General features: G+C 70.5%; 24 protein-coding genes and 1 pseudogene. 8 read left to right on the top strand and 17 right to left on the bottom strand.

What is annotated here, in order from left to right; all coding sequences use genetic code 11:
* Positions 1-81: 81 nt before the first annotated feature.
* Positions 82-1,044, top strand: a complete 963-nt coding sequence (locus OG928_RS00915) for a LysR family transcriptional regulator (protein WP_406277610.1) — start codon at positions 82-84, stop codon at positions 1,042-1,044.
* A 36-nt stretch (positions 1,045-1,080) separates the two neighbouring features.
* Here OG928_RS00915 and OG928_RS00910 read toward each other — a convergent pair whose 3' ends face one another.
* The 3 genes from OG928_RS00910 to OG928_RS00900 all read right to left on the bottom strand — a co-directional run bounded on the left by OG928_RS00910 (position 1,081) and on the right by OG928_RS00900 (position 3,663).
* On the bottom strand, positions 1,081-1,692 hold the full coding sequence (locus tag OG928_RS00910; RefSeq protein ID WP_406277607.1) for a hypothetical protein: 612 nt from the start codon (positions 1,690-1,692) through the stop codon (positions 1,081-1,083).
* A 33-nt stretch (positions 1,693-1,725) separates the two neighbouring features.
* On the bottom strand, positions 1,726-2,406 hold the full coding sequence (locus tag OG928_RS00905; RefSeq protein ID WP_406277605.1) for a hypothetical protein: 681 nt from the start codon (positions 2,404-2,406) through the stop codon (positions 1,726-1,728).
* A gap of 276 nt (positions 2,407-2,682) precedes the next feature.
* Positions 2,683-3,663, bottom strand: coding sequence for a DUF5937 family protein (locus OG928_RS00900; RefSeq protein WP_406277602.1), 981 nt, complete (start codon positions 3,661-3,663; stop codon positions 2,683-2,685).
* Between the two features lie 171 nt (positions 3,664-3,834).
* Here OG928_RS00900 and OG928_RS00895 point away from each other — a divergent pair, with 171 nt between their 5' ends.
* Positions 3,835-4,227 (top strand): hypothetical protein, encoded by a 393-nt coding sequence (locus OG928_RS00895; protein WP_406277599.1) that lies wholly within the window; start codon positions 3,835-3,837, stop codon positions 4,225-4,227.
* 110 nt (positions 4,228-4,337) lie between these two features.
* Here the strand turns inward: OG928_RS00895 and OG928_RS00890 are convergent, their stop codons facing one another.
* A complete protein-coding gene (locus OG928_RS00890) occupies positions 4,338-4,661 on the bottom strand; it encodes a cupin domain-containing protein (RefSeq protein WP_406277596.1) in 324 nt (107 codons plus the stop codon).
* A gap of 162 nt (positions 4,662-4,823) precedes the next feature.
* On the bottom strand, positions 4,824-7,166 hold the full coding sequence (locus OG928_RS00885; RefSeq protein WP_406290702.1) for a HelD family protein: 2,343 nt from the start codon (positions 7,164-7,166) through the stop codon (positions 4,824-4,826).
* 1,160 nt (positions 7,167-8,326) lie between these two features.
* On the opposite strand from OG928_RS00885, the gene OG928_RS00880 reads away from it, so the two are divergent.
* Positions 8,327-10,216 (top strand): SMI1/KNR4 family protein, encoded by a 1,890-nt coding sequence (locus OG928_RS00880; RefSeq protein ID WP_406277593.1) that lies wholly within the window; start codon positions 8,327-8,329, stop codon positions 10,214-10,216.
* A gap of 393 nt (positions 10,217-10,609) precedes the next feature.
* Here OG928_RS00880 and OG928_RS00875 read toward each other — a convergent pair whose 3' ends face one another.
* Positions 10,610-11,545 (bottom strand): NADP-dependent oxidoreductase, encoded by a 936-nt coding sequence (locus OG928_RS00875; RefSeq protein WP_406277590.1) that lies wholly within the window; start codon positions 11,543-11,545, stop codon positions 10,610-10,612.
* Between the two features lie 80 nt (positions 11,546-11,625).
* Positions 11,626-12,522 carry a DODA-type extradiol aromatic ring-opening family dioxygenase gene (locus OG928_RS00870; protein WP_406277587.1) on the bottom strand — a complete coding sequence of 299 codons (897 nt, stop codon included), beginning with the start codon at positions 12,520-12,522 and terminating at the stop codon, positions 11,626-11,628.
* A gap of 123 nt (positions 12,523-12,645) precedes the next feature.
* On the opposite strand from OG928_RS00870, the gene OG928_RS00865 reads away from it, so the two are divergent.
* The 3 genes from OG928_RS00865 (at position 12,646) to OG928_RS00855 (ending at position 14,668) form a co-directional block, all read left to right on the top strand.
* The gene (locus OG928_RS00865; RefSeq protein WP_406277584.1) at positions 12,646-13,119 is read left to right on the top strand and encodes a MarR family winged helix-turn-helix transcriptional regulator; all 474 of its coding nucleotides are present in this window, start codon (positions 12,646-12,648) and stop codon (positions 13,117-13,119) included.
* A gap of 147 nt (positions 13,120-13,266) precedes the next feature.
* On the top strand, positions 13,267-13,491 hold the full coding sequence (locus OG928_RS00860; RefSeq protein ID WP_406277581.1) for a hypothetical protein: 225 nt from the start codon (positions 13,267-13,269) through the stop codon (positions 13,489-13,491).
* 340 nt (positions 13,492-13,831) lie between these two features.
* Positions 13,832-14,668 carry an NAD(P)H-binding protein gene (locus tag OG928_RS00855; protein WP_406277578.1) on the top strand — a complete coding sequence of 279 codons (837 nt, stop codon included), beginning with the start codon at positions 13,832-13,834 and terminating at the stop codon, positions 14,666-14,668.
* A 342-nt stretch (positions 14,669-15,010) separates the two neighbouring features.
* Here OG928_RS00855 and OG928_RS00850 read toward each other — a convergent pair whose 3' ends face one another.
* On the bottom strand, positions 15,011-15,433 hold the full coding sequence (locus OG928_RS00850; protein WP_406277575.1) for a hypothetical protein: 423 nt from the start codon (positions 15,431-15,433) through the stop codon (positions 15,011-15,013).
* A gap of 307 nt (positions 15,434-15,740) precedes the next feature.
* Positions 15,741-16,634, bottom strand: a complete 894-nt coding sequence (locus OG928_RS00845) for an alpha/beta hydrolase (protein WP_406277572.1) — start codon at positions 16,632-16,634, stop codon at positions 15,741-15,743.
* Between the two features lie 405 nt (positions 16,635-17,039).
* Here OG928_RS00845 and OG928_RS00840 point away from each other — a divergent pair, with 405 nt between their 5' ends.
* A complete protein-coding gene (locus tag OG928_RS00840; protein WP_406277569.1) occupies positions 17,040-17,492 on the top strand; it encodes a DUF6210 family protein in 453 nt (150 codons plus the stop codon).
* A gap of 418 nt (positions 17,493-17,910) precedes the next feature.
* Here the strand turns inward: OG928_RS00840 and OG928_RS00835 are convergent, their stop codons facing one another.
* Together OG928_RS00835 and OG928_RS00830 are read right to left on the bottom strand one after the other, a co-directional pair.
* Positions 17,911-18,531 carry a hypothetical protein gene (locus tag OG928_RS00835; protein WP_406277566.1) on the bottom strand — a complete coding sequence of 207 codons (621 nt, stop codon included), beginning with the start codon at positions 18,529-18,531 and terminating at the stop codon, positions 17,911-17,913.
* An 872-nt stretch (positions 18,532-19,403) separates the two neighbouring features.
* Positions 19,404-19,577 (bottom strand): annotated as a pseudogene (locus OG928_RS00830) (2Fe-2S iron-sulfur cluster-binding protein); the annotation flags it as partial.
* 101 nt (positions 19,578-19,678) lie between these two features.
* On the opposite strand from OG928_RS00830, the gene OG928_RS00825 reads away from it, so the two are divergent.
* Entirely contained in the window at positions 19,679-20,152 is a 474-nt protein-coding gene (locus tag OG928_RS00825) for a hypothetical protein (RefSeq protein ID WP_406277563.1), read from the top strand.
* A 168-nt stretch (positions 20,153-20,320) separates the two neighbouring features.
* On the opposite strand, the gene OG928_RS00820 is transcribed toward OG928_RS00825, so the two are convergent.
* From OG928_RS00820 to OG928_RS00795, 6 genes are all read right to left on the bottom strand, one after another.
* Positions 20,321-21,190, bottom strand: a complete 870-nt coding sequence (locus OG928_RS00820; protein ID WP_406277560.1) for a HEAT repeat domain-containing protein — start codon at positions 21,188-21,190, stop codon at positions 20,321-20,323.
* 505 nt (positions 21,191-21,695) lie between these two features.
* Positions 21,696-22,208 carry a macro domain-containing protein gene (locus OG928_RS00815; protein ID WP_406277557.1) on the bottom strand — a complete coding sequence of 171 codons (513 nt, stop codon included), beginning with the start codon at positions 22,206-22,208 and terminating at the stop codon, positions 21,696-21,698.
* A 349-nt stretch (positions 22,209-22,557) separates the two neighbouring features.
* Positions 22,558-23,811 (bottom strand): fumarylacetoacetase, encoded by a 1,254-nt coding sequence (gene fahA, locus OG928_RS00810; protein WP_406277554.1) that lies wholly within the window; start codon positions 23,809-23,811, stop codon positions 22,558-22,560.
* Positions 23,808-24,695, bottom strand: coding sequence for a hypothetical protein (locus OG928_RS00805; protein WP_406277551.1), 888 nt, complete (start codon positions 24,693-24,695; stop codon positions 23,808-23,810). Before OG928_RS00805 ends, fahA begins: the two co-directional genes overlap by 4 nt.
* On the bottom strand, positions 24,692-25,912 hold the full coding sequence (locus tag OG928_RS00800; protein ID WP_406277548.1) for a homogentisate 1,2-dioxygenase: 1,221 nt from the start codon (positions 25,910-25,912) through the stop codon (positions 24,692-24,694). The genes OG928_RS00805 and OG928_RS00800 overlap by 4 nt, the downstream gene beginning before the upstream one ends.
* A gap of 52 nt (positions 25,913-25,964) precedes the next feature.
* The gene (locus OG928_RS00795) at positions 25,965-26,165 is read right to left on the bottom strand and encodes a hypothetical protein (RefSeq protein WP_406277545.1); all 201 of its coding nucleotides are present in this window, start codon (positions 26,163-26,165) and stop codon (positions 25,965-25,967) included.
* Between the last annotated feature and the right edge of the window lie 7 nt (positions 26,166-26,172).

Genomic DNA, 26,172 nt, shown 5'->3' with positions numbered 1-26,172 from the left:
TGACTGTGTGGCCTCGCGCCGTGTGCAATCAACCACCAATGACGCACACCCGCTGTGCAGAAATGCAGATACGGTTTTGCCATGCACCCCCACTCCCCGGACCGAAGCGACACCCCGCAGCCGGTCGGCTCTCACCGCCCCGTCGATCCGCGCAAACTCCGCGCGGACGATCTGCGCTACCTGCTCGCGGTGTCCCGTACCGGGCGTCTGGTGACAGCCGCCGACGCACTCGGCGTGGATCACACAACCGTTTCACGCCGAATCGCCGCATTGGAGAAGAGCATCGGCCTGCGCCTCATCGAGCGCGGCACGGACGGATGGACGCTGACGGACATCGGAAGAGCCGTCTCGGAGAACGCGCGCGCGATCGAGGAGGCCCTCAACCGCATCGTCGACACCGTGGCAGGCCAGGACTCGCCGTCCCTGCACGGTACGGTGCGCGTCAGCGCGCCCGACGGCTTCGGCACCGCCTTCGCCACGCCCGCCCTCGTGCGGGTGCGCCGCCGGCACCCCCGGCTCCAGGTCGAGCTCATCACCGCCACACGGCAACTCGCGCTGCGCCCGTCCGGCTTCGATCTCGCTCTCGTCATCGGCGTTCCCTCGAGCAGCCGCCTGGTGACCGAGCACCTCACCGACTACACGCTGGGGCTCTACGCATCCGACGACTACCTCGCCCGGCACGGCCGGCCGGAGACGGTGGCCGAGCTGCGGGAGCACGCGCTCATCTTCTACATCGAGTCGATGTTGCAGGTCGGCGACCTCGACATCGAACGACACCTTCCCGGAGTGACCCCGGCATTCTCCTCGACGAACGTCTTTGCCCAGCTCGAAGCCACCCACCAGGGGGCCGGTATCGGCGTCCTGCCGGCTTTTCTGGCCCAGCGGACGCAGCTACGTCGGCTGCTCGCCGACGAGATCGACATTCGGCTACCCATCACTTTGGCTGTCCGCCGCGAGGCGGTGACGCACCCGGCCGTACGCGCGCTATGGACCGCTCTACGCCATGAGGTCACCGAACGAGCCGCCGAACTGATCCCGGAATGAACGCCAAGGAAGGACCACCGCGGCATGGCGGGGTCGTCAGCCGGCCGCCCCGCGGCGGGCGGCCGTGCGCTCCGCCGTTTCGAGGAGTTCGAGCAGCGTGCCGGTGAAGTCCGGGAGCAGCGCCGCAGCCGCCGCCCAGGCGTCGGGGTTGTCGCGGAGGGTGTCGAGAACCGCGAAGCGGGTCGCGCCGCCGTCGGCCGCGACATCGGCGTCCGCATGGGCGTAGAGGAGCAGAGCGGCGAGTGCAGGGATGCGGACGGCGATGTGGAAGCCGTCGCCGTACACGTCGCGGGCGAGGGCACCAAGCGGGCGGTACACCACCGCCAGTGCCGGCCGCAGCGCCGCCTCGACGACCTCGGGCGGGTGCCCCAGGCCTGCGCCGTGGGTCGCCAGTACCGTCGTGTTCCAGGACGTGGTCAGCCGGCCCGCCTGCCGCGCGGCCGCCAGCGCCGCCCAGTCGGCGGGGCTCGGCGGGCCCCACTCCATCAGGAAGTTCACCTGGTCGCGCTGCTCGGAGCCCGGCCCGGACCCGGCCATCGCGTCGACGAGTAGTTGCGGCGGATGCTCGCGGGCGCACGCGGCTCGGAACCCGGCCAGTCCTTCCGACGCGTGCAGCGCCCGGCGGATCGCGGCCGAGTCGGCGCTCACCGGGCGGCGGGTCCAGGGAGCGGTCGTCCATGCCTACTCGACCTCATTCGTCTCGGCGGGCGGTGCGGGCAACGGTGGTTCCGCCCCGGCCGGGGCGAGCTGATGGGTGTCGGTGAACACCGTCGCGAAGCTGAACCCCGCCACCTGCCAGAACCACACACTCGTGACGAGGAAACCGACCCCGGCGGCCAGGAGGCCCAGTACGGACACCGCCAGGCCGGCCAAGGCGATGCCCCACGCCCGCCAATAGGCCGCACCGCAGGCGGCCACCCGGCGCAGCGCCCGGACCGGATCGAACAGCTCGGTGGCGTGGAAGGCGACGCAGTAGTGGGTCATGAACCCGGGAATCGCGGCGATCGCCGCGACGAAGAGCACACCCCCGACGACCGCGACAGGGACGCTGCCCCAGCAGAGTCCGGCCGCCGTCAGCAGGCCGCCGGGCGCGGTGTAGCCGACCATCGCCGCGGCGGTGACCAGTCCGTGCCACAGCAGGCGTCCGGGGTGCCGCCAGGCCGGGAACCCCGGCCGGCCGTGCTGAAGCCGGTGGACCACCTCCACCCGGTGGCCCAGGTTGAGCAGCCATCCGACGACCGGTACCAACAGCCATGCCGCGCCGATCAACACGTCGGTCCGCGCGGCGCGATCCGCGATCGGGAACCGAAACGAGGTACGCAGCCGCAGCGGCGCATTCAGGCGGACCGGCTTGTTCGACATGAGGGCCGCAGGCTACCTGCCGGCCAGGCGGTTCAGACAGGGATGCCGGTTGGTGCACCCGTCACGCCGGAGCTCTTGAATATGCAGTAGTCACCTGCGTATTGGATCCATGACCGCACGCGAGGACGCCCTCGACCGGGTGTTCAAGGCACCGCCGAGACGGCCGCGTTCCTGGCTTCGGATCGAGCCGGAGCCCGTGACCGGAACGATCGCTGATCTGTCCGCCGGCGCGCTTGTCGACCGAGGACTCCACGCAGAGGCTTCCCGCCGGGCCCGTCAGGAGAGCTCCCCGGCCTGGAGCAACTGGCTCGCCAGCGGGGTGCGTTGGTAGAGCACCGACCTGCCGGATCGCCGGGAGGTGACCAGGCGGCACCGGCGCAGGATCGCGAGCTGCTGGCTGACCGCGGGCGGCGTCAGGCCGAGGTAGACGGCGAGCTGGCTGGTCGACAGCGGCATGTCCAGGTGGGCGAGGAGTGCCGCGCGGCCACGTCCGAGCAGTGAGGCCATCGCCGCGTCGTGTCCCTGCCGGGTGCCCGACCACACCTGTCCGATACCGCGCGGAGGGTAGGCCAGGGACGGCTGGTACGGCTCGTTGTACAGCACGAAGAGCCGCGGCCAGGCGAACACGCACGGCACCAGCAGGACACCGGCTCCCTGCGCGTCACGCGTCCGGGTGTGCTGCGGCTTGTCGATGCGCAGCCGGTCGTCGGCGTACTCGACCTGCTGGTGCAGGTGCAGGAAGACCTGGGCCAGTCCGCCGCTGGAGAGCTGCTCCATCCGGTGGCCGATGTCCGCGTTGTGCACCGAGCGCAGGCGGGGCCATACAGGCGCGATGGCGGCTTGCCAGTAGGCCGTCATGGCACCGGCCAGGATGCCGAGTTGCTGCTCCGGGTGGTCGTACAGAGCGGTGAGTTCGTACGGCAGCGGCCCGTCGCCGAGCAGTTCGTCGAGGGACTCCCGGACGGTCTCGGCCGGTGTCTCGCGGATGGCCTCGATCTCCTCGTCGAAGCGACCGCTCATCCGTTCCAGCGGGGGCGCGAGGAAGTCGGGAAAGAAGCGCGGACCGCGCACCAACGCGCGCAACATGCCCAGATCGATTCCGGTGAGCCGTGGCCGCACCGATTTCAACCAGGGTCTGTGCAGGCTTCCGGTGTGGGTGCCCGCGAGTACCCGCACGCTGTGGATCACTTCTTCCAGCGGGGAGTACGCGAAGCGGGTCATGGCCACGTCGGCAGGACCGAGAAGGATCTCTATCATTTCGGCAAGCTACCCCTCCCGTCTGCCACACCAACCCGGGTGCGCTGCACCGCACTTCCGCCATCTCGCCCCGCACGGAGGTTAGGCGTGGGCTTAATCGTGGCCGGGCGGCGGAGGTGATCGGCAGCATGGGCGGTGTCCGCACACCACCCGAGAAGAGGGGTATCTCCCATGTTGCGGAAAATCGCCACGACGGTCGGGGCCGCTGCCGCGGCCGTCGCGCTGCTCTCCCAGCCGGCGCAAGCCGGCCAGGGCGCCAACTGGTTCGACGTGTGGGGCGGCGGCGGCAACGGTTACGGCCATATCGCGATCAACGGTACCGCCGTCGGCGCGCAGAACGTCTACGTCAAGGACACCGACTGCAACAGCCAGTGGACGTCGCTGCAGATCTACATGGAGGGCTACGGCACCAAGACCTACACCACGGCCGGGTACGGGTGTAACAGCACCATCGGCCCGTTCAACGGTCCGATCGGGACCCTGCCGAACTCCAGCGGCGAGGTACTGGTCCGCATGTGCTCCCAGACGGGCCAATGCGGCCCGTGGAAGCGCGTGAACCCGTAGCCGACGGGGACCCCACGCATCGTGCGCGCCCGCGTGTCGCGGACGCGTCCACCAGGGCGCGCACGATGCGTGGCGACGGTCCCCGCACTCGCGAGCGGGCAGGGTTCGGGTCAGGGCCGTCCGGTGTAGGCGGGTGCGAAGAAAACCAGCACCGTGAGGTCCTCGGTGACGTCGTGGAAGCGGTGCTCCTCGCCCGCCGGGACGAACAGCGTGGAACCGGCGCCGACGTCGATCGTGCGGCCACCGGAGGTGAACGTCCCGCGGCCGCCGAGCACGGCGTAGATCTCGTCCTCCAGGTGCGGGGCCTGGTCGTCGGGCTGTCCGGCGGGGATCGAATACGTCCCGAAGCTGAGTGCGGGCACCCGCAGATGCTCGACGTAGTCGGCGGACCCGTCTGCGGCGGGTGTGAACCGGCCGGCGTCAATGACCTCCATACGGCGATGATGCCACGGCCGTTGCATCCCGATGCCGGCGAGTTCGGGAACGGCGAGGAGTTGCACCGGCGCGCGGTGCCGATCTCCGCGCGGGCCTGGCCGAGTTCCCCCTCGACCCCTCCCTCGCGGCGACGTTCGACGGCACCGCCTGGACCGCCCCGGTCACCCCGCCTGTGCCAGACCGGTGAGCCCCGACGGGAGGTCGCGGGTGTGTACGACGCCGAGCCGCTGCGTCGCTCGGGTCAGCGCTACATACAGGTCGGCCAGGGCGAACGCGGCCGGCTCCACGACGATCACCGCGTCGAACTCCAGGCCCTTGGCCTGCTTGGGGTCGAGCAGCACCAACGGCCGCGTGAGGTCCGGCTCGACGCCTCGTTCGGCGTGCGGGATCGCCGCCGCCACCGCGTCGATCAGCTCGCGCGGCGCGATCACCGCGAGGCGGCCCTCGACCGCAACCTGCGGATCGCCGCCGCCGGTCCCGTTCCGCGTGCCCGACTCATGGGCGACCCCCTCGTGGGCGACCGCCTCGTGGGCAACCGCCTCGTGGGCAACGGCCCACGCCACGGCCCCCGGCAGGTCCCCGGTGTGGCGCGACCACGGCTTCACGCCGGTCGAGCGCACCGACTTCGGCGGCTCGAATCCCGGGTCGGCGGCACGCATGACGTCGGCCGCGACCTGCATGATCTCGGTCGGCGTACGGTAGTTCACGCCCAGCCGGACCCGCTCCCAGCGGCCCTCGACATACGGCACCAGGATGCGCTCCCACGACCCGCACCCGCCCGGCTCCGAGGTCTGCGCGGGGTCGCCGACCAGGGTCATCGACCGGGTGGGGCTGCGCCGCATCAGCAACCGCCAGGCCATCGGCGAGAGTTCTTGGGCCTCGTCGACCACGATGTGGCCGTAGGCCCAGGTGCGGTCCGCCGCCGCGCGCTCGGCGGAGGTGCGGTGGTCGAGCTCCTCCTGGCGTTCCGCGAGGCGCTCGGCGTCCACGAGGTCGTGGGCGCTCAGCACCTCGGACTCCTCGTCGTCGCGGTCCTCGAACTCCTGCGTGCGGGAGCCGTACGACAGGTCGAGCACGCCCTGCGCGTACGCGATCTGCCGCCGGCGCTCGGCTTCCGCGGCGGCCCGCGCCAATGAGTCGTCCTCACCCAGGAGTTCGGAGGCCTCGTCGAGCAATGGCACGTCGGCCACCGTCCATTCGTCGGTCGTCCACGTCCCGAAGACCGGGTCGTACACGGCCGGACGCCGGACCGCCGCGGTGTCCTCGTCGCACAGGTACACCGGTTCGGCGAGGTAGTCGGCGAGCAGCCCCTGCGGGGTGACGCGCGGCCACAGCTCGTCTATGGCCGCCTGCACGGCCGGGCTCTCGGCGACCGACATCGCCAGCTGTGCGACCTCGTGTGTGCCGAGGAAGTTCGGCCCGCCGAACGGGTCCGCGCCGAGCCGGTCGACCAACTGCTCGGTGAGGCCGTCGATCACGCGCGCCGCGAACGCCGGGCGGGCGAGGTTGTGTGGCAGCAGCGTTGCGCGCGCCCTGCTCCGGGCGGCCTGTGCGATCCCCGCGTCGAGGAACAGATCGCCGTCGTCGTGCCCGATGACCAACGGCGTCTGGGGTACCGTCTGTTGGTCGGTCACGAAGCGGGCGAGCACCTCGGCCATCGCGGCCCGGCCCTTGACCTCGGCGGCCTCCGGGGTGTCGACGGTGGTCGCGGTGACGCCCGGGAACAGCTCGCCGGGTGTGGCGAACTGCACGCCCGTCTCGCCGAGCGACGGCAGGACGTCCTCGATGTAGCCGAGGAAGGCAGGGTTGGGGCCGACCACGAGCACGACGCGGCGGGTCAGGTGCTCGCGGTTCGCGTACAGCAGGTACGCCGCGCGGTGCAGTGCGACGACCGTCTTGCCGGTGCCCGGGCCGCCCTCGACCACGAGGACGCCGCGGTGCGGCGCACGGATGATGCGGTCCTGCTCGGCCTGGATGGTCTGCACGATGTCGTGCATGCGCCCGGTGCGGGCGGCGTCGAGCGACGCGAGCAGGACCGCGTCGGCGTCCGAACCCTCGAAGCCGGTGCGGGTGTCGTCCGTGAGGTCGAGGATCTCGTCGTGCAGCGCGGTGACCCGCTGCCCGGACGTGGTGATGTGCCGCCGGCGCCGCAGGCCCATCGGGGTGTACCCGGTCGCGAGGTAGAACGGCCGTGCGACGTCGGCGCGCCAGTCGATGACCATGGGGGTGTGCTTGGCGTCGTCGCGGCGGATACCGATCCTTCCGATGTGGAGGTCGGCGCCGTCGCGGAACAGCAATCGCCCGAAGCACAGGCCATTCGCGCCGGCATCGAATGCCGCGCGCAGGCCCGAATACTCGGATACCGCGATGTCCCGCTCGACGCGTGCTTGCCGGGTGCCGTCGTGCTCGCGCCCGAGCGCGTTCGTCACGGCGGCTTCCGCCTGCGCCCGCAGGTCCGCGAGGCGCGCGTACAGCACCTCGACGAATTCCTGCTCGTGTCGCAATTCAGCGTTTGACAATTCTACTCCCGGACACGTATTATGCCTCCATAAGCTTTCTGAATACTGTGAAATCACCGGTATTCAGAACCATCCAATATACCTTGAGCAAAGCCTCGGACGTCAAAGCGCCCGGGGTTTTCTCGTTGCACCGAGGTCTCGCTCCCACGGCACGCGTCGTGCGCATCGTTGCCCGCGCGTCGAGCATCGCTCCCGGGGGTGGTTCGCCGCTTGGTGTGGAAGCCGGTTCTGTACGCGGTGGCGACGTCGCGGTGCTCGGCTCGGAGGAGTACGCCGACTGGTTCCTGGTGGTCCCCGCGCTCTACGAAATATCCGCCCCAGCCGATTCCGGGAATCCTCATCAAGGGTGACGTTCACCATGGTGCGGCCGGTTCGGGCCCGGCGGGGCCGAGGCGGCGACGGTCGTTGTGAACCACCCGCTTTGTCGGGCACCCGGCGAGGCGGGACTGTCGAAGCGACTTCCCGTACTCGGCCGACGTCGCCGCGAGCGCCCGATGGAACCAGGCGAACCCGTCCGGGGTTCGCATCCACTCGGGCAGTACAGCTAGGCAAGACCAACGGAGTCCGAACAGTCCCGGCAACGCCTGATGGCCGAGATCCCGATGTGGCCATCGGTGGCGACAGCCGGGCAGTGTTCGTTGATCCGCGTGCAGGTGCCGTGGGGCGGATCAACCGTCCAGCCCCACCGGGAACCTTCCTTCAGGACATCCGACTCGGTCATATGGCCACAGGCGCCGGGGTAGTGCGCCACCTTTGACGGCGAAATCAAGATTGCGCGCTTGGGAATTCGTGTCCACGGCGTCTGCGCGGTCGCATCGACCGTCACTCGACGAGCCGACCCCACGTCACGGTAGGCACAGCCGGCACCGATGAGCAAGTCACAATGGTTGCAAAGGGGTTCTCGCATGCGTCCACCGTAGATCGGCAACGCGCTACAACGCCGGGCGTGCGCCCTACCCGGTCGGCACGTCCCAACTCGGCCTCTGGAAGTCGTTGTGCTTCGCCGCGACCTGTTGCTCGGCGCGGCCTCCACGGCCGCCGTGTCCCCCACCGCCGTCTACGGATGGCACTTCGCACCCGACGACCACACGGCCGAACGGTGTCCGCCAGTCGGATTGTCAGCGGGGGACGGCATCGTCCCGCCCATGGCGATAGATGACTGGACTGCGTTCCTGCGGACGTGGAGCGACGAGTGGGTTGCCGCGCGCACCGACGATCACTACGACCCGGTACCGGGCGACTGGCTGGGGTTCGAGGCCGCCGCCGAGGAGGAGATCGCCGCGGCCGAGCGGCGACTCGGGCTGCGGTTCCCGCCGTCGTACCGGGCGTTCCTGGCTGCCAGCAACGGGTGGAGGCACGCCGGGTCCGTCGATGAGATGTGCTCGACCCGTACGGTCGGCTTCTTCCGGGACATGTCCGACTTCGTCTGCGAGATGCTCGACGAGTACGAGCAGCAGGAGCTCGCCGAGGACACAGACCCTGACGACCCCGCTGGAGATGACGCCGAGCGGATCCACGCGGCCGGCAAGTGGAAGCGCGCTGTACAGGTCTCCCTGGAGGGCGACTTGACGTGGTTCGTGCTCGACCCCGGCGACGTCGGACCCGACGGCGAATGGGCCGCGTACAGGTATGCGAGTTGGTGGGGCGACATACCGAAACGCCACGAGTCCTTCGCAGACTTGATGTACTCGATGTTCCAGAGCTTCCACCAGCAGATGCAGCCGGACAACGCCACCTCGCGGGACCAGGACGCGAAGATCCTGCGAGCGCAGGCGGACCTGCTGGACGGGCGGCTCGACCGGGCGCGTGCGGCGCTGGAGGTGGCGACGGGATTCGGGCGGCCCCGAGCCGGGCTGGGGATCTTTCAGATCCGCGTGCTGTTCGGCGAGAACTACATGCTCCCCGACGTCGCCGCCCTGCTTCCCCCGGACGATCCGTTCCTCGAGCGGTGCGCACTGCCGGTGCTCGCGGCGTTCGCCGAACGTGGGTCGTACCACGGGAAGCCCGATCAGGCACTCGAGCCATACCGCGAGCAGATCAGGAACGGAACGTTCACGGCCTGGCACGGACCCGGCATCGAGAAGGCGCGCGAACTCGTGCTCTGGGGCGACCTGGACGCGGCTTGGCACGTGCTCACCACCGAGGCGCTCCCCGAGTGGCGACCGGTCGGCAACAGTCACCTCGCCCCGATCGAACTGCTCGCCGACCCTTACCTGGCCCCGCTGATCACCCCAGAACGGGCCCGCCTGCTGTTGACCACCCCACGGCCCGGCCGGCCTGCAGCCGTTCTCGACGAGCCACCCGCGCGGGACGGCATCACGTGGCTCCAACAACCGCAACTGGGATTCTCGTACTGCATCACCTTCACCCGCGACCTGGGCCCACGGCAGCTCGCCGAGCGCCTCGGCGTCGACCCCTCGGCGGTCACCCCGCCTCCGTGCACCTCCCGGACCGCCGCCATGAGCCTCTTCCACGACCGAGAAGAAGACCAGGTGCGCGTCGGCGAGTGCGGCAACGGCTGGTCCTTCGCCATCGAGAACAACACCGACCGCCTCGAACGGGGCGAACCGCCATTCCCAGGGGTGACCTTGTGGGTGACCGGCGGACACATCAAAACGGGTCGTTGCGCCTACGTCGACGACACCGGCACGACCGTCTGCGAACTGACCGTCACCGCTTCCAACGGCTACGACCACGACGGCAGCTTCCAGCGGTCAGGTACCTGCCCGGACCTCCTCGACGCCGCGCTCACAGACACCGAAGCCCTCGACTCAAAGGGCCGGTTCACCGATATCCAGGACTACACACACCAATACACCTTCGGCTACAACACCCTGCAAGCCGTCGAACGACACTTCGGGCTCACCCTCCCCCGGGACACCATCCAGCACGGGCGCATCCCGGTCTTCCACATTCCCCGACATCGGACGGGATCCCGGGATGGGCTCCAGGCAATCATCGAGATACAGCCCGACGGCTGGAGCACACCGCACCGCAGCACGACAATCGATCTCGATGGTCACGATCCACGGTGACCGCCCGACGGCTCCCCGGCCACTGACGGATTCGCACAGGCAGCACACTCTGCGGAGTGCCCACTCGTGCCCCACCCAACTGCAACCACCCAGCCATCCTGGTTGCAGTTCTGGTTGCATTCATGGTCGTCGATGAGTTCGCCCAGGTTCTCGCGACGCTCGAATCCGCCCACCGGCACGGTCACGGGCTCAGCGCACACCCCCAGCTCCCGTTCGTCGACCGCGACGTTGTGGAGGACGACGACGAAGCCGCCCGGCCGGCCGCGTGCAGGGCCTGCCGCACGGCCTCGCCGGTGCCGACGGGTCGCGGGTGCGGCTGTCGTCGAACTTCCGGGCCGCCCGCCGGCGGAGAGCGAACGGCGGGCGGCCCGGTCGGGTGCGGTCAGGGTGTGATCAGGGAGCGAGCACGACCGTTTTGCCCGGCAGCCGCCCGGCGCCGGCGTCCTCGTGCACGGCGGCCAGCTCGGCCACCGGGCGATGGGCGGCGACGTGGAGCCGGAGCTTGCCGGCATCCACCTTGGCGGCCAGCTCGGTCAGCTGGGCTCCGTCACTGCGGACCCACAGGCTCGCGCTGCGCACCCCCCGCGCGGGGTCCTCGGGAATCGGGCCGGCCGTACTGGCGGCGACCCCGCCGTCGGCGACGTAGTTCGTCAGCTGCGCGAGCTCCTCCGGGGAGACGCGCACATGGTTCACCACGACCTGGAACGGACCGCCCACGGCGGCCGGATCCGCGGCGGGGGCGAGGGGGCCGACGACCCGGTCGGCGCCGTAGCCCCGAAGGCGGTCGGCGTGCTGCGGCGCGTCCACCGCGGTCACGTGCGCTCCCGCGTCGACGGCGAGCTGCACCACGAGGCTGCCCACCGCGCCCCCCGCCCCGTTGATCAGGACGGTCCAACCGGGCTTCAGCTCGGCGAGTTCGAACACCGTCTGCCAGGCGGCCAGGCCGGTCAGCGGCAGCGCTGCGGCGTCGACCAGCTCGATCGTCCGGGGCGCCGGGGCCAGGGACTCGGCCGGGGCGAGCACGTACTCGGCGGCGGCGCCGGCGGTGTCGAGGGGCAGCATCGCCACGACCCGGTCGCCCACCTCCAGGCCCGTCACGGCCGCGCCGAGTTCGGCGACGGTGCCCGCCAGGTCGATCCCCGGCACGTACGGGAGAGTGATCGGGATCATCTCGGCCAGGACACCGGCGCGGATGTGGTCGTCGACCGGGTTGAACGACGTGGCCGCCACCCGAACCAGCACCTGCCCGGTGCCGGGGACCGGACGGTCGACGTCCTCGTAGCGTAGGACCTCGGTGCCGCCGAACTCGTGGAAACGTATTGCCTTCATGGGATTTTCCTCCAGGGTGTATCGATGTCGTCGCCAACGGACGAGGCGATCGGACGGGAAGGTGAAGCGCGTCGAGGCGCTCAGGTCAGCTGTACCGACCGGGTGGAGTTGCCCATCACCATGCGGTCGATGGCGCTCACGGCGCTGCCGGGGTCATCGGCGGCGCCGACGGTGAGCAGCAGCGGGACGAAGTGGTCGGCCGTCGGATGGGCGACCGCGGCGCCGGGTGCCTTGTTGCGGTAGTCGGCGAGGGCGTCGACGTCGCCCCGGGCGAGGGTGTCAACGGCCCATTTGTCGAAGGCCGCGGTGTCGGCGGCGAGCTCCGGCCGGCGGAAGACGGCGAAGCTGTGCGTCATGAAGCCCGAGCCGAGAACGAGGATGCCTTCCTCGCGCAGCGGCCGCAGGCGTGCCCCGAGCCCGAGCAGAGCGCCGGCGTCGAGGCTGGGCATCGACAGCTGCACGACCGGGACGTCGGCCGCGGGATACATGGCCATGAGCGGGATGAAGGCGCCGTGGTCGAGGCCGCGGTCGGCGAACTCGTGCACCGGCGTCCGGCCCAGCAGGCCCGTGAGTCGCCGAGCCAGGTCGCCGGCGTCCGGGGTCGCGTAGGGAAGGGTCTTGTAGTGGGGGTGGAAGCCGCTGAAATCGTAGTGGAGCGGGGTGCCGGCCGCGGCTCGGGATATCGCGACCGGTGCCCGTTCCCAGTGGGCCGAGACGACGACGATGGCCCGGGGTTTGGGTATCGACCGGGCCCAGTCGAAGAGGTCGCCGAGCCACTGCGGATCGTCGAGGGTGAACGGGGCGCCGTGGCTGACGAAGAGGCTGGGCAAGGGCCCGTCGGAGGGGTTCCACACCCGCTGCTCGCGCGCCTGTGGCAGGACCCGGGCAAGGAGGTCGTCGTATGCCGCGGCCGGTGCGCGCGACGGGACGGGGGAAGTCGGGCCGTTCGGGGAGGCCAGGCTGCTCGTGGTGGGCATCGAAATCAGCTCCTTCACTTGCCTAGGCAAGTACTTTGACTTGCCGAGGCAAGTGAAAAGCTAGCTACTCAAGGGTTGCCCAGGCAAGTGATGTCAGTTTCCCGGGCAAGTATGATGGGGCTCATGGACACCCAGTCACCCTGGCTCGACGACGACCAGCAGGACCTGTGGCAGGCGCTGCTCACGGTCGTAATCGCCCTCCCGGCGGCCCTCGACCGACAACTGCAGCGAGACGCGGGCATCTCCAACTTCGAGTACGGGGTTCTGGCCCGGCTGTCCATGGCGGACGAGGCCACGATGCGGCTCAGCGACCTGGCCCGGGTCTGCGACAGCACCCAACCCCGCCTGTCGAAGGCGATGGACCGCTTCGAAGCCCGCGACTGGGTCGCCCGCCGACCCGACCCCGGCGACGGTCGATACACCCTCGCCACCCTGACCGACGCCGGCCGGCAGAAGCTCGTCCAGAGCGCACCGGAACACGTCGCACAGGTGAAGCGGCTCGTGTTCGATCCACTCAGCGCCGCTCAGCGCCGCCACCTCGGGGTCGCACTCACCCGCATCGCCGCTACCGTGCGCCGGGAACTCGAAGGAGGCTGAGCGCCGTCCTGGGGCAGGGTCTTTCGTCAGCTCTGCGACGCCGGTGATACGGCGCACGGCGAAGGTGTCGACCTCGTCGGCGGCGCGGTCTCACGCGGTGACGAAACCGCCGACGGCCGCGCTCCACCAGGCCCTGCGGCTGCTCCCATGCCGCGTTCCGATACGCCGCGCTCTGGTGGCGGTGAGCTCCCGCCGGACGCGCCGCCGACACGACCGGCCGGGCGGAGCGCCGGGTCGCAGCACATCGATCACGTGGCCGTGCCCGGCGGCGATGTGGACGGCGTGGTGGTCGAAGACGTCGACGGCCTGTCGGACCACAACCTCCTGCGCGCGAACGTGACTTGGATCGCCGCGTGCTCGGCCTCCGCGTGAGACCGGATCCATCGTGTCGGCCTTGTGATCGGGCGGTTGCGACGTTCGGTGCGACCGGGTGCGTCGCCTGTTGGCGTTGTGGTGCGGCAACGTTGCCGCCGTTCACCGCGAACTCCTCGCTCGGGCCCGCGCCCACGACGACTCGTCTCACGTGCCCGCCGCGTCGGGTCTCTCCCGCACCTCTGCGGCCTCCTGCGGGACGCGCCTTCCCCGAGTAGGTGCCGATACGGGAAACGAATCAGGAAGGAGGCTTTCCTGTTGGCTCCATAGTCTTCTTCTTGTCGCACCGGGGTGATTGCCACGCACCGCCCCGGCCACCGCCTCTCGTCAAGGAGAACGCATGTTCCTCGTCGCCGGAGCCACCGGGAACGTCGGCCGCCACGTCGTTCGCGAGCTGCTCGCTCTGGGCGTGTCGGTCCGCGCCCTGGTCCGTGACCCGGCGACCGCCGAACTTCCGGACGGCGTGCAGGTGTTCCGGGGCGACCTGAGCAGGCCCGAGACGCTCCCGGCCGCCCTCGCCGGGGTGCGCGGCGTGTTCCTGTTCGCCGTACCGGGCTCGGGCCCCGACTTCGTGCGGGCCGCCGAGCAGGCCGGCGTTGGCCGGGTGGTCCTCCTCTCCTCGGACGCGGTGCTGGACGGCGCGGCCGAGCAGCCCAACCCGATCGCCGGATACCACGCCGAGATCGAGCGGGCGCTGCGCGACTCGCCGCTCGCCTGGACCTTCCTGCGCTCCGCGCACATGGCCACCAACGCGCTGCCCTGGGCCGGCCAGACCAAGGCCGGCGACGTGGTGCGCGGTCCGTACGCCGGAGCGACCAGCGCCCCCGTCCACGAGGCCGACCTCGGCGCGGTCGCGGCCGTCGCGCTCACCGAAGAAGGACACACCGGGCAGGTGTACACCCTCTCCGGCCCCGCGTCGCTCACCGCCGCCGAGCAGGTCGCGCTGATCGGCGCGGCGATCGACCGGCCGCTGCGCTATGACGAGTTGGCCCCCGAGGTCGCCCGCGAGCAGATGAGTGCCTTCATCCCTCCCTTCATCATCGGCACCCTGTTCGAGGGCTGGGCCAAGTCGGTCGGCGTGCCCGCCGCGGTCCACCCCGACGTGGAGAAGCTGACCGGCCGCCCGGCCCGCGGCTTCGCCGAGTGGGCAGCGGACCACGCGGCCGACTTCTCCTGACCCTGCGGTTCCCTGGGCGGGGCACTCGCCTCGACCCAGGGGCCGGTGGGCCCTCCCGGCGACCGGACGGCACGATCCGTGGGGACGTCGGCCACCTGGATCGGATGCGGGCCTGGTTCGGCGAAGAGCAGTGCCAGTCGTACGAGCCCTCGGCGTGGGACGTCGGCGGCGCGGGGATCCGACTGGACGAGGTCGCCGAACCAGCCGCTGCGATGTCGTCACGTGGTGATCGCCGCGGTTCCGGAAGCCGGGACATGCGGCCCGCGACAGGCGGGGGCGACGCCTGAGTCTCGTGTCGGCGACGATGTGCAGCGCCATGACCGTCTGCTTCCGGCAGTGCGGTCAGTCCCGGTCGGGTCCCGGCGCGCCCCGCTGAAGCAAGACCGCCTCGGCGTCGGTCCAGATGCGGTCCGGGTCGACATGGCTGACGGTCCAGGTGCCGGCGCGTGTCGTACCTCGTTCCCGGTAATGCCGCATGATCGCGACATGCTCCGGCAGGCCGACGAAGGCGTGCATTGCCGCGGTGTCGCGCCAGATGGCGACCGATCCGGTGCGACGACGATGCGGGATCGTCCAGAGCCACATTCCGACGGCGCCGTCGAGCGACGGCCAAGCACGCCTCAGCCGGAAGCCGGCGCGGGCGATACCGGGCAGGTCGGTGGCACGGGCGGCGGTGAAGTCGGTGACGCTGACCAGCAGTCCGCCTTCGGGTACCGCGCCACCGGCGGCCGCTCCGGGGCGCCACCCCGTCTTCACGATCTTCATACCCACGACCGTGTCCATGGACGCGATGCCGTGGGAGACCGGACGAGCCGGCCTCGGCCGTCTGCGGGTCGGGGATGGTCGACCGGGGCTTCTGCCGCGTCGGATGGTTGCGTCGATGTCGCGGCGGGGACTGCCGGCAAGGGTGATCACTCCTTCGGCGTTACTTCTGGCACATGCCTTCAACCGTCCGGTCGCGGCGCGTCCCCGGGGCCGGTGAGTCTCGGCACCGGTTGCGCACCAGGAGCGCACGCCTGCCCAGGCGATCCATGGCTCTGGGGCCGGGGCTGCCTGATGCGTGCGGGGAAGCTCAGGCCACCGGGTGCCCGGCGGACTGCGGCATCGTCGCGCCGACCGGTCCGTGTTCGACGAACTCCACGACCGCGCGGATGATTTCGGGGTCGCCGAGAATGCGCCGGTGCCCCAGGCCGCGCGTGGTGACCAGGCGGGCCCGGTCGCCGAAGGCGTCGGCGAGCCGACGTCCCTGCGTCACCTTGATCCGGCTGTCGTCCTCGTCGTGGAGTACCAGGATCGGCGCCGTGATGTCCTCGGTCGTGTGCACGGCGGAGAACGGCACCCGGTCGACCGGCATCCCGGGGAACAGGTTCTGGCCGATCCGATCGAGCAGCGCGCTCTTCAACGCGGGGCGCAGGTTCAGCGCAGAGGAGAACTCCTCGACCAGGTAGGCGTAGTCGCAAACCCCGCTGAGGGCGACGATCCGCTCGGCCCGCACCCCGCTCCTCAGCGCGAAGAACGAGCCGACGACCCCCAGCGAGTGCGCTATCAGGGCGTCGAAGTCCCCGTACCGGTGCTGGAGTTCACACAGGATGTCGCGGTACTCCAGGACCGTGGTGCTCCGGCCGGTGGAGTCGCCGTGGCCGGGTGCGTCGAAAGCGATGACGCTGTGGCCTCGCTCGATCAGTCCGGGCACGAAGTCCGCGAACCGCGAGGCGCGTGACTGCCAGCCGTGCACCAGCACGACGGGCCGTTCGCCGCCGCCCCAACGGTAGGTCACCGCGGACTTGCCACCCACCTTGATGCGTTCGGTCCGCGCCGCGGCGAACAGTCCACGCTCCGAGTCGCGCATCCCGCTGCGGGCCAGCGGCATGTGGAACAGGGTGTAGGCGCCGGCACCCGCGAGCCGCCCGGAGGCGCGGGAGACGCCGTTGAGGGCGGTGCCGGCAATGATCTCGATGAGGTTCATGCCCAGGACTCCTCGGTCGGTGGCGGGGAGTACAGAGATTAGCACGATCGTTCGTGCTATTTTGTCGAGCGGGGCGGTTCGAGGTGTGAGTCTGCGGGCGAGCCGCCCCCGGGCCGCGGGGCGAAAACGCGATCGCAGGTGTCGTTGGTCATGGAGTCACGGGCAGTCCGACACGGAACTCCCGATCCGTCCGCGGACGCGTGTCCTCGCTTCCGCTCCCGCATCCGGGCCCGCGCGGGCTTCCGCCCTGTCGTCGAAAACGTGTGGTCTCGCGAGTGCCGCCCCGGTTGGATGTTCCCGGGAGTCCGCTCGGCGGGGGTTTGTACGTTCCCATCCATACCTACGTCGGTGCTCTCGTCCGCCGCGGCGAACGGCATCGACGACAGCCGGGGGAGACCGACGACCATGGAACACGGCCGCGCGACCGGAGGAAAGCGCCTTGTCGTGCTCGATCCCGACGGCTGCGGTGCCGACCGGGGCTGGATGTTCGTCGTCGTCGCGGCGCCCACGGGTGTCGTGTACCGGAACCAGAGCGGTGGCTACTCCTGCGCCCAGTACGAGCAGGAGGGTTACCTGATTCCGCTCCTCGGGGAGGGCCTGGACGAGGAGCTGAGGGAGATCTTCGTCGGCGAACTGCACGGCTGGGGCACACGCGGCCTCACGTGGCCGGTGGAACTGCTCGACCGACTGCGAACCGCCGTCGCGTCCTTCGCCGTGTACGCCGGCGATCACCACGACGATTTGTACCCGACGCCACTGGTCCTGGACGAGTCACGCCTGGACGAGGTTGCCGAGGCGTGGCTCCCCGTGGTCACCCCCGACGGCCCCGGCGTGCTCGTGTGGGAGAACTCCGACTGACTCCGACCGGGCGGGAGGCCGGGACGATCCCACCGACCGGCGAGAACGATCCGACGTGCCGGCGGGCGTGTTCAGGGTCCATGAGCGGCCTCCACGACGACGGCGAGGTCCTCGTCGGGGGCGCCAGCCGTGACGCACGCCGCGAGACGAGGGCGCACGCCACCCTCGACCAGCCCGAAGGCCGGCCGCCACCTGACTGAGCAGGGAGAGTCCGTCGAGAGCAATGTGTTCGGAAGCTTGCCAACATCGTCGATTGCGAGAAAACGGACCTTCGCCTTCGATACGACCCGCATGTCGCGTGTGCACTCGGGGTCCCGAAACAGCACATCGTTCCCTGGAGAGCACATCGACACCGACGGAACCGCAGCCTATCCCCAGGCCCCGACCCCGCTGCGCGCCGGCGCGGTGTGTTGGGTGGTCACGAAACCCGAGGCTTGGTCAACCAGTCCTTGATCAATTCGGCGGGCGGCGGCACCACAGAGTAGGGGACCATCGCTTCGGCGATCGCCCGTGCCAGTTCGTCGATCGTTTTCGGGCAGTACCTGGGCGGGGTGATCCAGATCCGGGGCCTGGCATCGGGGTCATCCTCGTTGCGGATGATCTGGGCGTACAGGCAGTCGGGGTTCCGGTCGTATCCCCAGGTGCTGTAGCGGTTCCAGCCCGGCATCGAGAAGACGTACAGCCCGCCGACGTTCTCATCGGTGACAACAGCACGTCTACCCACCGGCGGCTGAGGGTCGGTATACAAGGGGCCATAAACGATCTCCCAGACCCCGTCGTCATGTTCGAAAATGTCCATCGGGACGTGGCGTTTGAGGGTGCGTAGTTCCCGACGGAACGCCTCGACGTTGAGGCCGGCCTCGGCTGCGAGGCGAGGTAGATCGGTCTCGGCGAGGTTGGTGCCCATGACTTCGGGAATCTCGGCTCCGGACGGGCTGTGCGTGGTCCTGGTGTGCTTGGCCAAGACCAGGAAGACCCGCAGGGTGACGTGGTCGGTGATGCCCAGTCGGCGCACATAGGTGACCGCTTGCTCGCTCACTCCGGTTTTTCCCTCCACACTGGGCGGCTGCCGGCGAGCCACGCTATCGCGAGGAGAGAAGGATCCTGCGACGAACTCTGCGTTACGAAGCGCGCATACTTGGCCGAATAGCGGTCCATTCCCCTTCCTCAGCTGGCCCGAAGGCCAGCTGCCACACGAGGTGCCCGCCGTGGGAGTCTGGGTCGTAGGCGTTGCGACCCTCGGCCGCGAGTGGGCGATGCGGGTGCTGCGGGTCGGGCCGCCAGGGCCGCCGTGCGCAAGGCCGCGCAGCTGGGGGCAAGTCGGTGAAGGCCCATGTGCACGACCTGAGCGTGTCCGAGGCCGCCCCGCCGACAGGAGTGTGGGCGTCGCGACCGCCAAGGTGCCGTCGCAGCATCCCCTCGCCGGGGGCTTCCCCCGCGAGTACCGCTCGGACCTCGTTTGCCGTCAACCTCGCGCGATCGGCCAACTCCTCCACGCTGAGCTCTCTGCGGTCCAGTAACCACGCCAGCATCACACTGAAACCGGGGTGCTCCGTCATGCCCGAACCCTATTGATTCCCTGTCCCTGATGTCCGCGACCGCTGAATCCGAGGAGGGCTCAGGCGGTTGCGAGTGCGCTGGATCCGCGCAGCTCTTCATCGTCCTTGGACGCGTCCTGGTCGTGGGAGCTGCCGGTTGGGCCCGGCCGCCCGCTCGGCAGAAGCGCCCCGCCTGGGGCATTCCGAAGGGGATCGTCCTGTTGGCGACGCCGGAGGGCCGGCGCACCAGTGTCCTCACCATGGAAGGCGGAATGCTCTGCGGGCGCCTGGACGTGCCGAGCAACACCGACCCACAAGACGCGCGGGCCGCGACAGCGGTGATGTCACATCAGCGCGGCCCGCCGGCGCTGAGTCACAGGTCCACGACGAGGCGGGGCGACAGTGCGCGGGACACGCAGGCGTACATGCGGCCCGCCGGGGCGCCGATGTCGTCTCGGTGCTCGGGTTCCCCGTCGACGACGGTGAGTTCGCAGCTGCCGCAGACGCCTTCGCGGCAGCCGGACGGTACGGGGTGCCCGGCGTGGTGAACGAGCTCGTGGCCATGCTCACCCGCTACCTCACGGCCGCGCCGGCCATCCCGGTCTCAGGTTGACACCACCGGGGCAGCCGCGGGTTGGGGCGGGGTGGTTGTCGACCCTGACGGTCGGCCGGCTCGATCGTGAGCTGATCGATCTGGAACGGGAGCACGTCGAGCGGACCGGCCCCATCGCGCTGGTCCGGGTGTTCGCGGTGACATCGCGCGACAAGGGGTTCTTCGTCCGCCACGCCGACGCGCGCTCCGTGCTGATGTACGACTACCTGTTCTGGCTGTTCACCAGGCTCAACCAGGTCGGCTCCTTCGAGCAGTACCTCAGGACACCTCCGCAGCCCGAGCGTTGCTACGCGCTGCCGGACTACGAGCTCATGATCGCCTTCGGCCTCGCAACCGAGCCGTACGGCTTCCGCACCGGCGGATACGCCCCCGGCTTCCTCGAAGAGTGGTGGAACTCCCGCATCGCCTCGGGCCACATTGCGGAGACCGCCGACGGCTATCGGTTGACCGACGCCGCCGTCGCCTCGCTGCTGCACGAACTTGCCACCGTGGCCGGAGACGGAGGGTAGCCGTACTCGCCAGTCTCCAGCGGACGGCCAGACGCAGCACCGTCACCATCCCCGGAGCGCCGTCCTATCTCCACTGTGACGGCTCCGCAGAACAGGCACCAGCATTTCCCCAGGTCACCGCAGCACCGACCCGGACTTCTTCAGGGGCAAACGTTGCCGGGCGCGGCACTAGCCGATCCGGCGACGGGATTGCACAACGAGGACGACGGCCTCCTCCGGAACCTGGTCGCCCACCGCGATCCGGACCTCCGTGACCGTGCCGGGCCAGTCGGCGATCAGCTCCTGGCAGACCGCGTCGTTCTCCAGGGTGGCCATGAGTTCGCCACCCCGGACGGTCTGGCCGGGCTCCACCAAGACCTCGGTCACCCACCACGGCACGCCCAACACAGCCTTCGCGGTGAACACCACTGGCCCCAACTCGCGCCAGACCGGCGGTGCCGGCGGCCCGCCGATGCGCTGCTCGACCTGGTCGAGGGCTATTCCGGCGCACCGGGCGAACGAGGAGTCGTCTGCCAGGTGCTCGCGCAGCAACGGCCCGACCGCGCGGGCGTCACCCAGCCGCGCCAGCGTGTTCACCGCTTCGGACCGCGCCTCGGGGTCCGCCAGGCACGCGGCGACGACCTCCGTGTGATCGGCCGTCCCGTTCTCGGCCAGACCTCGCAGCGCTCGACGGCGGTACTCCGGGCTACGGGCCCTCAGTTGGCGCTCCAGGAACGGCAGAACTCGCGGATCCTTGATGTACTCCAGCGTCTCCATGATTGCCGATTCATGCACGGGGTCCTCCGCCGCCTCGTCGAAGAAGGTGTCCGGGAAGGCGCGGGCAAGGTGTATCTGCGCTTCTCCGGGGCGTCGGTAGTCGTCCCGGTCGTGGCGCATGATCTCCACCATGTCCCAGCCCGGCTCGGCCCGGCCCGCCCGAATGGCGAGGAGCCGACGAAGACTCACCGGCCCTGCTGCAAGCAGGCCGTCGAGGGCGCTGTCGTCCCCGTACATGTAATCCGTGAGGAGACCGTCGATCTCATCGAGTGCCAGGTCCATGAGGAGTCGGCCAACTTTCGGTAGACCAGAGGGTCAGGGCGGGCGGCTTCTCCGCCAGACGGCGCCGCCTGGTTGTTCGACCATCGGTCACTGCACGGTACTTGACGACACGGCAACGGCCGTCAGCCTGCCCGAGTCTCCGTAGTACGTCGTCAGCGCCTGAGCCCGGTCAGGACCTCGACCCGTTCCGCCGCCCATGTCGCCCGCCGCTGTCGCACGTTGGCGATCGCGACACCCAACTTCACCTCATGCACCACACGTCGACCTCGACGGCCTCGACATGCTTGCGCGGCACGGTCAGATGTCCTTCCCGTCCCGGTACGTGGTGGCCGCGGCGAGGGTGAGCGTCTACCGGTGCACCGGCACCTCGACCACGCGCACGCCCACCTCCGCCAACACCTCCCGCTGTGCCGGCGTGAGCCCCGCCCCGCTACACCGTTGTCGGGCCGGCCATACGACGCCCTCCGAGCGCAGTCGGCCCCTCCGGCCGACAAGCCCCCGGTGGCTATACGTGGTCGTAGACGATCGTACGGATGTGTCTGGCGCACAGCGCCTGGGTGATGAGGGGTTCGACACGGTCCCAGGTGCCGCCGGCCAGGCCGCAGCCGATGCGGGGCATGTGCACCGAGGCATGCAGTCCCTCTGCGTGCTCCGCCAGGACGTGCAGACACTCCCGCACCGCGTCGTAGCGGATGGCCGGGCCGCTATCGGCGGGATCGGTCCCGGACTCGGTCCTGATGCCCTCGCGAGTCCGGATGCCATGCTGGCCGACCATGTTCGCCACCCACAGGGTGGGCTCGACCTTTACGAGTTGCACGGCACCGAGCCGGTAGCCCGTGGTGGCACGGTCGCGGTGCCAGGCGCGGAACTCCCGCTCGGGCTCGGGCCAGCGGCAGGAGATCACCCGGACGATACCGGCGCCCCAGGCGCCGATGTCGTTGCAGACATGGGCGATGATCTTGTTGCCGTCGACCTGGGGGGCGGTGGCGTCGCCGTCGACGAATTCCATGGGCAGCACTCCCTGATGGTATCGATGGGGGGAACTGTGGGCTCGATTCGGCCATGGCATTGTCGAAACAGATCCCGGTTCGGCCGGCGGAACGGCGCAGCCCGAGTTCACCGAGGAGGAAGGAGCGGGAAGTGCGCCCTTCGCCCGCCGCCGTGCGCCGGCGGCGGGGGCTGGTGGGCGCTGCCCGCATGGCGCTGCGCGGCCGGGAGCGGCTGCCCTCCGTGTCCGCGGCGACGTGATCGTGGCCCGGGTACCCGCGGAGGTCGCGGCGGACCTGTTGCGCAGGCCGGCCGTCGCACGGCGGGCCGCGGGGTGCTGAAGATTTCGCGGTTCCGGGTCGCCGCTCCTGTGCCGGCCGTCAGCCGATCGCCCCGAACGTGGCCTTGATCTCGCGCGCGCGGTCGGGGTCCGGGGTAGCCGGCCGGACGGTTCCGGTGACCTCGCCGAAACCGATCCGGACGCCGTCGGCGCCGGGAGCTCCGGCCCGGATGCCAACGGTGTCGCCGTCCTCGAGGAAGGTACGGGCGGTGCCGTCGGAGAGCTGGACCGGCTCCTGGCCGCTCCAGGACAGTTCCAGGAAGGAGCCGCGCTGGTCGCGCTCGGGGCCGGAGACCGTACCGGAGGCGAACAGGTCGCCGGTGCGCAACGAGGCGCCGTTGACGGTCATGTGGGCGAGTTGCTGGGCGGCGGTCCAGTACATCTGCGCGAACGGCGGCCGGGAGACCACGTCACCGTTCCAGGCGACCTCCAGCTCCAGGTCCAGCCCCCACGGCCGGTCCTCACGCAGGTAGGGCAGCTGGGGGGTGTCCGGGGCGGGTGGGGCGGTACGGGCGTGCTCCAGCGCGTCGAGCGTCACCACCCATGGGGAGACGGAGGTCGCGAAGGACTTGCCGAGGAACGGGCCCAGCGGAACGTACTCCCAGGCCTGGATGTCGCGGGCGCTCCAGTCGTTGACCAGGACCACGCCGAAGACGTGCTCGGCGAAGTCGGCGGTGGACACCCGCGTGCCGAGCGCGGAGGGGACACCCACGACGAAGCCGACCTCGGCCTCGATGTCCAGGCGCCGCGACGGCCCGAAGTCGGGCGCGGCCTCGGCCGGGGCCTTGCGCTGGCCGCAGGGACGCACCACCGGCGTGCCGGAGACCATCACGGTGCCCGCGCGGCCGTGGTAACCGATGGGCAGGTGCTTCCAGTTGGGGGTCAGCGGCTCCTGGGTCGGTCGGAAGATGCGGCCGACGTTGGAGGCATGGTGCTCGGACGCGTAGAAGTCGACGTAGTCCGCGACCTCGAACGGCAGGTGCAGCGTGACCTCGTCGAGCGGGACCAGGTGCGGCTCGACCGCCGGGCGGTGTACCTCGTCGGTGAGCAACTCGGTCAGCCGGGCCCGAACCTGTCGCCACGCGACACGGCCGCGCGCCATGAAGGGGTTGAGCCGGTCGGCCGCGAAGTCCGAGGCGTGGGGCAGGTCCAAGCGGGAGAGGTCCAGCACCGACCCGCCGATCGCCACCCCGACGCGGGGCCGCTCGCCGGCGCGTGAGAACACGCCGTACGGCAGGTTCTGCACCGGGAAGTCGCTGTCGTCGGGCACGGGAACCCAGGTGGTGAGGGTCATGCGGGCGTCTCCATGTTCGGGGTGTGCGGGCCGGTGTCGGTGAACAGGCCCAGGGACCGCAGGTCGTCGATCGGCTCCCGGGTGCTGCACGAGCCGTACGCGACCAACAGGGCGCGGGCGCGCCCGGCGGTCACCGTGTCGACGGCGCGGGCCTGCTCGGCGAGGGCCGTCGCGTCGGTGGCCGCGAGCACGGCGGCGACATCCTCCGGGGTGCCGCCGTCCACCGCGCGGCAGAGGGCGAGCAGCAGGTTGAGGAAGCCGTGGTGGGTGAAGCCGGTACGCGGGTCGCGGTGGCGTACGGCGTTGTGCAGCCCGGCGGTCGCCTTGAACGGCAGCTCCAGCCGCGCACACGCGTGGACGAAGTCGGCCAGCCGGGCCACGGTCGGGAACAGCTCGGCCCGCACACCGCCGCAGCGGACCTTGGCCCCCAGCCCGGCGTCGGCCAGCACGGGCAGCGCCTCGCGCCAGTCGCCGGTGATCGGAACCTCTGCGTGATGCGTCAGGCCCTCGGGCAGCAGGTCGGCGAGCCGTCGCACCGCCGCGACCGCGTCGCGCGCGGCCTCGGCCCGGGTGTCGGCCGCGGGCAGCGGGCCCTCGGTGGCCGCCAGGCGCAGCCGGGGTTCGGCCGCCAGGCGCTCCAGCGCCCGCCGTGCGGTGTCGCCGTCCACCGGGGTGATCAGGCCGAGGTCGAGGTGATCCGCGGGGTCCAAGGCGGCGACGAGTTCGGGCAGCCGGGTGGCGGGGCACAGGAAGCGGCCGGTGGGCACGGGGTGTGCGGCCGCGGAGTCCGCGCGGTACCGGGCCACCGCCGCGGGCATGGGCAGCTCCTCCGGCGGGAAGAGGCCGGCGTCGTCGACCAGCGCGGTGAACAGCGGGGCGGTCATCGCTTCCCTCCCGGGCCACGGCCGGACCAGCTCCAGGCGTAGCCGTCGTCCTCGCACGCGACGGAGCCCTCGCCCAGTTCCAGCGGGCGGAAGGTGTCGACCATCACGGCCAGTTCGTCGAAGAACTCCACCCCGACGGACCGTTCGTACGCGCCCGGCTGCGGGCCGTGCGCGTGGCCGCCGGGGTGCAGTGAGACGGAACCCTGGCCGATGCCGGAGCCCTTGCGGGCCTCGTAGTCACCGCCGCAGTAGAACATCACCTCGTCGCTGTCCACGTTGGAGTGGTAGTAGGGGACGGGAATCGACAGCGGGTGGTAGTCCACCTTGCGGGGCACGAAGTTGCAGATCACGAAGTTGTGCCCCTCGAAGACCTGGTGGGCCGGCGGCGGCTGGTGCACCCGGCCGGTGATCGGCTCGAAGTCGCCGATGTTGAAGGCGTACGGGTACAGGCACCCGTCCCACCCGACCACGTCGAACGGGTGCGAGGGCTGCACCATGACCGTCCCGGCGACCCCGCCCGGCCCCGGCCCGCGGTGCTTGACGTAGACCTCGACGTCCTCGATCTCGTCGCCCTCGACCAGCAGCGGCCCGTCGGGTCCGCGCAGGTCCCGCTCGCAGTACGGGGCGTGCTCCAGCAGTTGCCCGTACCGCGACAGGTAGCGCCTGGGCGGGGCGATGTGGCTGTGGGCCTCGACGCAGTAGGCCCGCAGCGGGGCGTCGCCGGTGGGCACCCAGCGGTGGGTGGTGCCGCGCGGCAGGATCACGTAGTCGCCCTCGCCCGCGTCGAGAACGCCGAAGACGGTTTCCACGCGGGCCCCGCCCGACTCGATGTACACGCACTCGTCGCCGATCGCGTTCCGGTACAGCGGCGACGCGGCGCCGGCCACCACGTACGAGATCCGCACGTCGCCGTTGCCCAGCACCAGGCGTCGGCCGGTGACCACGTCCGTGTCGCGCCAGGTCTCGCTGGGGAACAGGCGGTGCAGCCTCAGGTGCCGCGGCCTCAGCGGGTGGTTGGGCGCGGTGGACAGGTCCGGCAGCTCCCACACCCGGCTGTCCACCAGCGCGGAGGGGATCCGCCGGTGGTACAGCAGCGAGGAGTCCGACGAGAATCCCTCCTCGCCCACCAATTCCTCGTAGTACAGCCCCCCGTCGGGGCGCCGGTGCTGGGTGTGCCGCTTGCGGGGGATTTCCCCCACGCTGCGGTAGTGGGCCATGGTCTTTTCCCTGCTTCCGAAGGGTGTGGGCTCTCGTGCGAACCGGGTCGCGCTACCCGGGCAGTACGGCTGTCTCCACGGCGCGGCGGAACGCCTCGGTGTCGCCGCCGTCCACCGCGAGCGGCAGCACCAGTCGGGTGAGGAACATCTCGCGCCGCTCGGGGGCGGTGGCGTCGAGGCGGGCGAGGATCCGACCGTCCGGACGGATCACCACCAGCTCGCCCGGGGCGCCCGGCACCGGGCAGTCGTCCACCGGGTCG

This window comes from Embleya sp. NBC_00896, from assembly GCF_045207785.1.
GTDB lineage: Bacteria > Actinomycetota > Actinomycetes > Streptomycetales > Streptomycetaceae > Embleya.
This window is presented reverse-complemented; position numbering and strand designations above follow the sequence as displayed.

Coding starts and splice junctions, on each gene's coding strand:
- OG928_RS00855 (WP_406277578.1), top strand. CDS start 13,832: ATGTTCCTCGTCGCCGGAGCCACCGGGAACGTCGGCCGCCACGTCGTT.
- OG928_RS00805 (WP_406277551.1), bottom strand. CDS start 24,695: ATGACCGCCCCGCTGTTCACCGCGCTGGTCGACGACGCCGGCCTCTTC.
- OG928_RS00845 (WP_406277572.1), bottom strand. CDS start 16,634: ATGAACCTCATCGAGATCATTGCCGGCACCGCCCTCAACGGCGTCTCC.
- OG928_RS00895 (WP_406277599.1), top strand. CDS start 3,835: ATGTTGCGGAAAATCGCCACGACGGTCGGGGCCGCTGCCGCGGCCGTC.
- OG928_RS00865 (WP_406277584.1), top strand. CDS start 12,646: ATGGACACCCAGTCACCCTGGCTCGACGACGACCAGCAGGACCTGTGG.
- OG928_RS00880 (WP_406277593.1), top strand. CDS start 8,327: ATGGCGATAGATGACTGGACTGCGTTCCTGCGGACGTGGAGCGACGAG.
- OG928_RS00820 (WP_406277560.1), bottom strand. CDS start 21,190: ATGGACCTGGCACTCGATGAGATCGACGGTCTCCTCACGGATTACATG.
- OG928_RS00890 (WP_406277596.1), bottom strand. CDS start 4,661: ATGGAGGTCATTGACGCCGGCCGGTTCACACCCGCCGCAGACGGGTCC.
- OG928_RS00840 (WP_406277569.1), top strand. CDS start 17,040: ATGGAACACGGCCGCGCGACCGGAGGAAAGCGCCTTGTCGTGCTCGAT.
- OG928_RS00870 (WP_406277587.1), bottom strand. CDS start 12,522: ATGCCCACCACGAGCAGCCTGGCCTCCCCGAACGGCCCGACTTCCCCC.
- OG928_RS00800 (WP_406277548.1), bottom strand. CDS start 25,912: ATGGCCCACTACCGCAGCGTGGGGGAAATCCCCCGCAAGCGGCACACC.
- OG928_RS00875 (WP_406277590.1), bottom strand. CDS start 11,545: ATGAAGGCAATACGTTTCCACGAGTTCGGCGGCACCGAGGTCCTACGC.
- OG928_RS00905 (WP_406277605.1), bottom strand. CDS start 2,406: ATGTCGAACAAGCCGGTCCGCCTGAATGCGCCGCTGCGGCTGCGTACC.
- OG928_RS00915 (WP_406277610.1), top strand. CDS start 82: ATGCACCCCCACTCCCCGGACCGAAGCGACACCCCGCAGCCGGTCGGC.
- OG928_RS00860 (WP_406277581.1), top strand. CDS start 13,267: ATGCCGCGTTCCGATACGCCGCGCTCTGGTGGCGGTGAGCTCCCGCCG.
- OG928_RS00900 (WP_406277602.1), bottom strand. CDS start 3,663: ATGATAGAGATCCTTCTCGGTCCTGCCGACGTGGCCATGACCCGCTTC.
- fahA (WP_406277554.1), bottom strand. CDS start 23,811: ATGACCCTCACCACCTGGGTTCCCGTGCCCGACGACAGCGACTTCCCG.
- OG928_RS00850 (WP_406277575.1), bottom strand. CDS start 15,433: ATGAAGATCGTGAAGACGGGGTGGCGCCCCGGAGCGGCCGCCGGTGGC.